Here is an 8,347-nt window from a genome sequence, read left to right on the forward strand (position 1 = left end):
TGGCCGGCGCCCGTCTCCAGGACGGCGCGCAGCGGGCCCTTGCCCTCGGCGAGCTTGCGTCCGCCCTCCAGGGCGAGCTTGGCGAAGCCAGGGCTGTTGCCCTCGGCGATGTCGTTGAGCTTGACGGTGGTCTCGCCCAGCTTGCGGCCCGCGCCGACGAGCAAGCGCTCGGCCTGGGCCATCAGGTAGCTCTGCAGCTCCTGCTTGAGGTGGTCCACCGCCTCGCTCTGGGCAACCTTGGACAGTCCGCCGTCGGGCCTGTCGGCCGCGGAACCCGCGATGCCGGCCATCGTCACCGCCTCCCTTCACCGCTCGACCCGCGGCCGACGCGCCGCTCGCCGCCCTTGACGGTGGCGGTCTTCTTCGCGGCGGCCTTCTTGGCAGGGGCCTTCTTGGCGGCCGTCTTCTTCGCGGCCTTCGGACTCGGTGCCTTTCTGGCGGGCGCCTTCTTCGGCGGCCCCTTCTTGCCCGGCGCCTTCTTGGCCGCCTTCTCGCGACCCGTCTCCTCGTCCTCCGCTGCCTCCGTCTCGCCGCGATCGGACTCGCCGGGCTCCTCTTCGCCCCGGTCCTCGTCGTCCCCGAGGTCGGGCAGGTCCGGAGTCGGTACTCCGGAGATCTGATCCCGCACCTGAGAGGTGCGGTCGTGCAGCCGGCCGGCGATGCCCTCGATCTGCCGTTCGAGCAATGCGCCGGAGGCGGCCTTGCCCACCCCGCGCAGATCATGGCGCAGCTGGTCGCCGATCTCCTTGAACTGCGGGTTGCTCAAAAGCTGCTGGTTGACCAGGTCGGCGATCGCCCGGGGGCTGAGCTGCATGCGCTTGCCCGCGACCAGCGAGGCCGCGCCGAGCGCGAGTTTCATCTTCTTGGTACGTCCCAGGACATATCCCGCCCCTATGGCGAGGCCCAGTGCGGTTCGATTCATCATGTCGTCCCGTCGCCAGTTCCCGATGTTTGGCCCAGACCGATCTCGAGCCGGTCGAGGAGTGCGTCCTCCTCGCAGTCGAACTCCTCCTCTGTGATCTCGCCCTCCTCGAACCGACGCTCGAGAAGGGCGAGTTCGGCCCGGACGGTCGCCGGGTCGTAGTACTGTCGCTCAGCCTCGGCGATCACCTGTCTGATCACCCAGAGGCTGCCGCGCGCCGGTGCGAACGGCAGCAGCAGGGCCTCTGTGAGCAGTCCCATGGGTCACTCCTCGCCCGTGGCCGTGCCGGTCGTGGTCCCCGCGGGCTCGGCAGGACCGGGCTCGACGAAGCTGTACGGCGGCAACGGCCCGTTGACCCGCAGTTCGAGGTGCGGGTGGCTCTTGCGGGCCTCCTCCACGGCGGCCAGGAACTCCTCCGCGGAGCTGTGGGGCACCAGGAAGGAGAGGTTGGCCAGCCATCCGGTGGACTCAGGGCCCACGCTGACGGCGTCGGCGGCCGGCTCCAGGAGACCCTGCAGTTCCGCGCCGTCCTCCGCCTCGCGGCCCTGCACCGCCTGGGCGACCATCTCGCCGAGCCTCAGCCGGTCGTCGTAGCTGCCGCCGCCGGACTGCCGGTTGGCCTCCGCCAAGGCCCGTAGTTCCGAATTCTCGGCCATCACCCGGTGCAGCACCGCGTCCTGGTCATGGCTGGCCTTCACGTTGTACTCGACCCGGCCCTCCAGGGCCACCAGGCGCTCGCGGTAGTGGTCGACACGCTCGGCGAGCACCTCGGTGACGGCGGTGTCGTCCGGGGCGACGCTGCCGAAGCGCATGGGCAGCACCGAACCGGCCGCGCCGGCCTCACTCAGCACGCTCTGGTGGGCGAGCAGGTCCCTGCGCTTGGGCCGCAACCCCTCGGGGGCGTCGCTCACGATGGCCGCGAGTTCGCCCTCCTTCAGAATCCTGACGGGGCACGGCGGATCGCCGACACCACCCATGTCCTTGGGGAGCGAGGGGTGCGAGCTCGCGGCGATGCCGTAGACGTACGTGCTCACTCCTACTCCTCCTCCTTCTTACGGGCGGACGCGCTCCTGCGGGGCCGCGGCCTCTCGCCCCGGCCCTCCTCTCGGGCCTGCTTGAAGGCGTCCGAGATCGTCTCCGCGGCGCCGGACAAGGCGCCCTTCGACTTGCCGCGCGCACCGGACTCGGTGATCTCGCCGACCAGGTCGGGGAGCCCCGGGGCCTTGCGCGGGCCGGCCTCCAGGTCAAGACGGTTGCACGCCTCCGCGAAGCGCAGATACGTGTCGACGCTCGCGACGACGACGCGTACGTCAATCTTCAGAATCTCGATGCCGACGAGGGACACACGGACGAATGCGTCAATGACAAGTCCTCGATCAAGGACGAGCTCCAGGACGTCGTAAAGTCCGCTGGAGCCGCCACCTCCGCCGGTCTGCTGTGCCGGGACAACGGTCATACCGACCGTTCCTCCTTGTCTGTCGGGTCTGTCGGAATGTGCGCGGGACTGCGGTCTACTGGCGGCCGCCAGGCCGATGTGCGTCGGCCCTCCCGCGCTCGTAACGGCGAACGCGCCGGTATCCGGTGAGTTCACCGTCGGCGGTGAGCTCCACCTCGTAGCTCGCAAGAAGACTCATGGTGTCGGGGACCCGGGCGAGCTCCAGGACCTCGATCTGCAGTTCCCAGCCGTCCTCCGTACGCTCGAAGGACGACACGGACTCGGGGGTCATGCCGGTCAGCTCAGCGAACTGGGCACGTGCCTCGTGCACCACTTCTGTGGGACGCAGCCGGCCCTTGGCCGAACCGCCCCCCGAGCTTTTGGGCGAATCCTGTGAATTCGATGCGCTTGATGTGTTTGACATGGCGACCTCGTTAAGCCGAGTGCCCAGTGTCTTCCGCACAAACCTGTGAAGTCGGTTTTCGGCCGTACGCCATACGGCTCCAGCCAGGCCGGCCGGCGGCTGAGCGTGACAGGAAAGACCTTTTCACCGTATGCGAGAGTGCGACTGCGGGGTGTCGTCAGCGAAGCGCTTCGAGGCGCCTGCGCGCCGGACCGATCGCGCGCGCCCTCAGCCCGTCCCAGGGCCCGGTGCGGGCCTGGTCCAGGGCGTCGGCGACGGTCCAGCGGCGGGCGCCCAGCCCCGGGTCGTCCAGTTGGTCCCAGGACAGGGGCATGGCCACCGGGGCCCCCGGAAGGGCCCGGACGCTGAAGGGGGCGACCGCGGTCTGCGCGTAGGCGTTGCGCTGCACGTCCAGGTAGAGCCGGTCGCCGCGGTCCTTCTTGCGGGCGGCCGTGGTGAGCAGGTCGGGGTGGGCCTCGGCGAGCGTCTCGGCCACATCCTTGGCGAACTCGCGTGCCTCGTCGAAGCCGTGGTCGCCGCTGACCGGCACGACGACATGCAGCCCTCGCGAACCGGTGGTCATCAGACCGGACGGCAGCCGGAGTTCGCCGAGGAGTTCCTCCAGCAGGTGTGCGGCGCGCCGGACTTGGCCGAAGTTGTCACCTCGGGTCCCCCCGGACCCTTCGGGCACGGAGGGGTCGAGGTCGAAGACGATCCGGTCCGGCCGCTCCGGCCTGCCGACGCGGGAGAGCCAGCGGTGCAGGGTCAGACAGGCCTGGTCGGCGAGGTAGACGAGGGTGGCCGTGTCGTCGCACACGGTGTGGCAGACCGTGCCGCCCTCCTTCGGCACCTCGACGCGGTGGATCCAGTCCGGGTAGTGCTCCGGGGTGTTCTTCTGCATGAAGCGCGGTCCGCCGACACCGTCGGGGTGCCGCTCCAGCATCAGGGGACGGCCGCGCAGATGGGGCAGCATGAAGCGGGCGACGGCGCGGTAGTAGGCGACGAGGTCCGCCTTCGTGTACTCCTTGCCGTCACCGTCGCCCGGGAACAGCACCTTGTCCGGCCGGTGGATCTCCACCTCACGACGGCCCACCCGCACGGCGCTCGTACCGGTCATGGCGCTCCCTCCGTCATCGCACGACGGCGTGTTCCACCAGCAGCCGCACGGCGGCGGCGATGGACTCGGCGTCGATGCCCGCGGCGTGGAGCTGCTCGGCGGGGGTCGCCGAGCCCGGCATCGTACGGACGGCGAGGCGCACCAGACGGGGCACCGGGCGCCCGTCGGAGAAGGCGTCGAGGACCGCGTCGCCGAGGCCGCCCTCCGCGCGGTGGTCCTCGACGGTGAGCAGGCAGCCGGTGCGCTCGGCGGCCTCGCGCAGGGTGACCCGGTCGACGGGCTTGACCGAGTAGAGGTCGATGACCCGGACCGGTATGTCCTGCTCGGCGAGGTGGTCGGCGGCCTTCAGCGCCTCGTGGACGGTGACGCCGGCGGCGACGACGGTGAGCCGGTCCTCGGGGGAGGTGCGCAGCACCTTGCTGCCGCCGACCGGGAACTCCTCGGTCGGGCCGTAGATGACCGGTGTCTTCCCGCGCGAGGTGCGCAGATAGCGGATGCCCTCCAGGCCGGCCATGGAGCCGACGAGCTTCGCGGTCTGGTTGGCGTCGCACGGGTACAGCACGGTCGACCCGTACACCGAACGCATCATGGCCAGGTCCTCGAGGCCCATCTGCGAGGGTCCGTCCTCGCCGATGGAACAGCCCGCGTGCGACCCGACCAGGTTGACACCGGAACCGCTGATGGAGGCCATGCGGATGAAGTCGTGGGCGCGGGTGAGGAACGCGGCGAACGTCGAGGCGTACGGCACCCAGCCACGCGCCGCCATGCCCACCGCGACCCCGAGCATCAGCTGCTCGGCGATGTAGCACTCGAAGTACCGCTCGGGATGCTCCTTGTGGAAGTACTCGGCGCGCGTGGAGTCGCCGACCTCGCCGTCGATGGCGACGACATCGCCGCGAGCGTGGCCGAGCGCGGCGAGCGCCTGGCCGAAGGCGTCACGGGTGGGGACCTCGTCGCCGACGTCGTAGCGCGGCAGATCGAGATGGCCGCCCTGCACGGCGTGCAGCACCCGGGCCGCGGGCGGCTGCTGCACCTCGACGCGCAGGTCCCGCACGCCGCCCAGCTCGGCGATCGCCTCGTCGGCGTCGGGCAGCGGCTTGCCGTGCATGCCCTCGCGGCCCTCGACGGAGGGGACACCCTTGCCCTTGAGGGTACGGGCGAGGATCACGGTGGGCTGGCCGGTGGTGGACTCGGCCTCGGCGTACGCGCGGTCGATGGCGTCCACGTCGTGCCCGTCGACCTCGATGGTGTGCCAGTCGAAGGCCTTGAAGCGGCGCGCGTAGGCGTCGAGGTCGTGGCCGTGGCGGGTGGGGCCGCGCTGGCCGAGGCGGTTGACGTCGACGATCGTGATCAGGTTGTCGAGGTGCTCGTACCCGGCGTGCTCGGCGGCCTCCCACACGGACCCCTCGGCCAGCTCGCTGTCCCCGCACATCACCCAGACCCGGTATCCGGTGCGGTCGAGCCGCTTCCCGGCCAGGGCGATGCCGACGCCGACGGGCAGGCCCTGGCCGAGCGAGCCGGTCGCCGTCTCCACCCAGGGCAGCCGGCGGGGCGTGGGGTGTCCTTCGAGGCGGCTGCCGAGCTTGCGGAAGGTGAGCAGCTCGGTCTCGTTGATCGCTCCCGCGGCCTTGTAGGCGGCGTAGAGGAGTGGTGAGGCGTGGCCCTTGGACAGGACGAACCGGTCGTTGGCCGGTTGCGCGGGGCGTTCGAAGTCGTAGTGGAGGTGGTTCGCCAGTAGGACGGCCATCAGGTCCGCGGCGGACATCGAAGAGGTCGGGTGCCCGGATTCGGCCGCCGCGGCGGCGCGGACGCTGTCGACGCGCAGTTGCTGGGCCAGTTCGTGCAGCTGACGGGTGTTCATGTGGTCTCCTCCGTGCCGTGGGGGCGCCCCTGCTCGCCCGGAACCGTCGAGAGCGAGGGGGTGTCCGGGCCTCCGGGTACCCGGGCCAGCTCGGGCGACGCCGACTCCAGCGGCACGGACCAGGAGCGGACCAGGCCCAGCTGGACGGACTGCCGTGGAAGTACGGCGTCCAGGAGCCAGTCGGTGACGACCCGGATGCGGTTGCCGGGCATCGCGGCGAGGTGGTAGCCGCGGGTGACGGCGCCGGCGAGCGGCCCGGACAGGGGCACGCCGAACGGGTTGGCGGCGGCCTGGACACCGGCGAGGTCCACGACGAAGCCCAGGTCGCGATGGCGGTAGACACGCCTCGAGCCCATGCCGAGGGAGGCCGCGACATTGTGGGCGGCCACCTTGCCGTGCCGCCAGGCGTGCTGCGCGGTCATCGGCGTGTACTGGCCGGGCTTCTCCAGATCGGGGACGGCGGCCGCGTCCCCGCAGGCGAACACCTCGGGCTGGCCGGGCACCTGGAGGTACGGGTCGACGAGCAGCCGACCGCGCTCCAGGGGGCGTCCCAGCCCTTCGACGATCGGATCGGGGCGTACGCCCACGCACCACACCAGTGTGCGGGTGTCGACGAACTCGCCGTCGGTCAGCAGCACCCCCTCGTGCGTGGCCTCCTTCACGGAGGTCCCCATCCGCACATCCACACCGCGCCTCCGCAGCACGCGGTCGGCGGTCTGGGAGAGCCGCTCGTCCATCTCGGGCAGCACGCGCGGCGCGATGTCCAGCAGCATCCAGCGCGGCCGCATACCGTGGCGCAGCGGGTGCTGCCGTACCAGCTCGTCGGTGAACAGCTGCCCCTGGGCCGCGACTTCGGTGCCGGTGTAGCCGGCGCCCACCACCACGAAGGTGCAGCGGGCCGAGCAGTTCTTGGGGTTCTCGGCCGCAGCGGCCAGCTCGATCTGACGGACCACGTGGTCGCGCAGGTAGAGCGCCTCGGGTAGTCCCCGGAAGCCATGTGCGTGCTCGGAGACACCGGGGATGGGCAGCAGCTTGTTGACGCTGCCGACGGCGAGCACGAGCCGGTCGTAGCCGAGCGTGCCGCCCTGGCCCTCGGGGTCGGTGTAGTGCACGGTGTGGGCGTCGAGGTCGATGCCGTCGGCCTCGCCGAGCACCAGCCGGACGTGGCGCAGCGAGCCGGTGAGCGAGACGGTGACGCGCCGCGGGTCCAAGATGCCCGCGGCTACCTGAGGCAGCAGCGGGAGGTACAGAAAGTAGTCGGTCGGGTTGAGCAGGGTGATCTCGGCCCGGCCACGCGTCAGCCGGGACAGGGTGCGGGCCGTCTGGTACCCGGCGAATCCGGCACCGATGATCAGGATGCGGGGTCGACTCACGTTCGCCTCCGGCGCGGTCGTCGCGTACATCGTTGCGTCTGCCTGGCGGGCGCACGAATGCCACCCGTACGAGACCTTCCGCGTCCCCCTGGTCGGGGCGCCCAAACGCCGCCGGACGGGCGTTTCGCCCTCAACCCCGGCGGTTACCCGGACCGGGACCAATGCGGTAAGCCACGTTCCGGAGGTTCCCCCCATGACCGAGTACGGCTATTTCCTCTCCTGCGAGGAGTTCGGACCCCCGGACCTGATCGACCAGGCGAGGATGGCCGAACAGGCCGGATTCGAGGCGCTGTGGATCTCGGACCACTACCACCCGTGGAACGACGCTCAGGGTCAGAGCCCGTTCGTGTGGTCGGTGATCGGCGCGGTCTCGGAAGCGGTGTCGCTGCCGATCGAGACGGCGGTGACCTGCCCGACCGTGCGGATCCATCCGGCGATCGTGGCGCAGGCCGCCACGACCAGCGCGGTGATGACCGGTGGCCGGTTCCGGCTCGGCGTCGGCACGGGCGAGGCACTCAACGAGCACATCCTGGGCGGCGCCTGGCCGCCCACGAACGTGCGTCTGGAGATGCTGGAGGAGGCGATCCAGGTCATACGCCGGCTCTTCTCCGGCAAGGAGGTCAGCCACTACGGCACCCACTACACGGTGGAGAAGGCCCGCCTCTACACCGTGCCCGACGAACCCGTCCCGATCGACATCTCCGGCTTCGGCCCCGCAGCGACGTCGCTCGCGGCCCGCGTGGGCGACGGCTACATCACGATGACGCCCGAGGAGTCGATGGTGACGCAGTTCCGCAAGGGCGGAGGCGGCGCCAAGCCGGTCAGCGGCGGCATCAAGGTCTGCTACGGCACCGACCGCGAGGAGGCCGTCCGTACGGCTCGTAGGCTGTGGGCCAATGAGCTGCTGCCCGGCGAGATGGGCCAGGTGCTGCCCTCGCCGAGGCACTTCGAGCAGTTGCAGCCGCTGATCACCGAGGACATGGTGCGTGAGAAGAGGGTGTGCGGGGACGACGTGGACGAGCATGTGGCGGCGCTGACCGCGTTCACCGACGCGGGCTTCGACCGGGTCTATGTCAACCAGATCGGTCCCGACCAGCGCGGCTTCTTCGACTTCTACCGCACGAAGGTGCTGCCGCAGCTGCCGCGGTAAGGCGACCGGTGTCAGCCGGGGCCGACGACCACCAGGCGACCGTCGTCGCGTCCTTCGACGGCGTGCGGGTGAGCAAGGTCGTCACC

At 70.6% G+C, this 8,347-nt stretch carries 8 protein-coding genes and 2 pseudogenes; 1 reads left to right on the forward strand and 9 read right to left on the reverse strand.

What is annotated here, in order from left to right:
• The 9 genes and pseudogenes from ACWDA7_RS47675 to ACWDA7_RS47715 all read right to left on the reverse strand — a co-directional run.
• Positions 1–290: pseudogene (locus tag ACWDA7_RS47675) on the reverse strand (SRPBCC family protein); the annotation flags it as partial.
• 2 nt (positions 291–292) lie between these two features.
• Complete coding sequence (locus ACWDA7_RS47680) at positions 293–925, reverse strand: DNA primase (protein WP_450613804.1); 633 nt, start codon at positions 923–925, stop codon at positions 293–295.
• The gene (locus ACWDA7_RS47685; protein WP_359410244.1) at positions 922–1,182 is read right to left on the reverse strand and encodes a gas vesicle protein GvpG; all 261 of its coding nucleotides are present in this window, start codon (positions 1,180–1,182) and stop codon (positions 922–924) included. The genes ACWDA7_RS47680 and ACWDA7_RS47685 overlap by 4 nt, the downstream gene beginning before the upstream one ends.
• Positions 1,183–1,185: 3 nt before the next feature.
• Complete coding sequence (locus tag ACWDA7_RS47690; RefSeq protein WP_450613806.1) at positions 1,186–1,956, reverse strand: GvpL/GvpF family gas vesicle protein; 771 nt, start codon at positions 1,954–1,956, stop codon at positions 1,186–1,188.
• A 2-nt stretch (positions 1,957–1,958) separates the two neighbouring features.
• Positions 1,959–2,378, reverse strand: coding sequence for a gas vesicle structural protein GvpA (locus tag ACWDA7_RS47695; RefSeq protein ID WP_450613808.1), 420 nt, complete (start codon positions 2,376–2,378; stop codon positions 1,959–1,961).
• 55 nt (positions 2,379–2,433) lie between these two features.
• Entirely contained in the window at positions 2,434–2,781 is a 348-nt protein-coding gene (locus ACWDA7_RS47700; RefSeq protein ID WP_359410241.1) for a gas vesicle protein GvpO, read from the reverse strand.
• Positions 2,782–2,938: 157 nt separating this feature from the next.
• A complete protein-coding gene (gene ligD, locus ACWDA7_RS47705) occupies positions 2,939–3,877 on the reverse strand; it encodes a non-homologous end-joining DNA ligase (RefSeq protein WP_450613810.1) in 939 nt (312 codons plus the stop codon).
• Positions 3,878–3,890: 13 nt separating this feature from the next.
• Positions 3,891–5,738 carry a transketolase gene (locus ACWDA7_RS47710; RefSeq protein ID WP_450613812.1) on the reverse strand — a complete coding sequence of 616 codons (1,848 nt, stop codon included), beginning with the start codon at positions 5,736–5,738 and terminating at the stop codon, positions 3,891–3,893.
• Positions 5,739–5,800: 62 nt separating this feature from the next.
• A pseudogene (locus tag ACWDA7_RS47715) lies at positions 5,801–7,111 on the reverse strand (NAD(P)/FAD-dependent oxidoreductase); the annotation flags it as partial.
• Between the two features lie 193 nt (positions 7,112–7,304).
• On the opposite strand from ACWDA7_RS47715, the gene ACWDA7_RS47720 reads away from it, so the two are divergent.
• Positions 7,305–8,261 (forward strand): LLM class F420-dependent oxidoreductase, encoded by a 957-nt coding sequence (locus tag ACWDA7_RS47720; protein WP_450613814.1) that lies wholly within the window; start codon positions 7,305–7,307, stop codon positions 8,259–8,261.
• Positions 8,262–8,347: the final 86 nt, after the last annotated feature.

It is taken from the genome of Streptomyces sp. NPDC001156 (assembly GCF_053598275.1).

Excerpts from the sequence above, each read along its gene's own strand:
- ACWDA7_RS47680 (WP_450613804.1), bottom strand. The coding sequence starts at position 925 with ATGATGAATCGAACCGCACTGGGCCTCGCCATAGGGGCGGGATATGTC.
- ACWDA7_RS47685 (WP_359410244.1), bottom strand. The coding sequence starts at position 1,182 with ATGGGACTGCTCACAGAGGCCCTGCTGCTGCCGTTCGCACCGGCGCGC.
- ACWDA7_RS47695 (WP_450613808.1), bottom strand. The coding sequence starts at position 2,378 with ATGACCGTTGTCCCGGCACAGCAGACCGGCGGAGGTGGCGGCTCCAGC.
- ACWDA7_RS47700 (WP_359410241.1), bottom strand. The coding sequence starts at position 2,781 with ATGTCAAACACATCAAGCGCATCGAATTCACAGGATTCGCCCAAAAGC.
- ligD (WP_450613810.1), bottom strand. The coding sequence starts at position 3,877 with ATGACCGGTACGAGCGCCGTGCGGGTGGGCCGTCGTGAGGTGGAGATC.
- ACWDA7_RS47710 (WP_450613812.1), bottom strand. The coding sequence starts at position 5,738 with ATGAACACCCGTCAGCTGCACGAACTGGCCCAGCAACTGCGCGTCGAC.
- ACWDA7_RS47720 (WP_450613814.1), top strand. The coding sequence starts at position 7,305 with ATGACCGAGTACGGCTATTTCCTCTCCTGCGAGGAGTTCGGACCCCCG.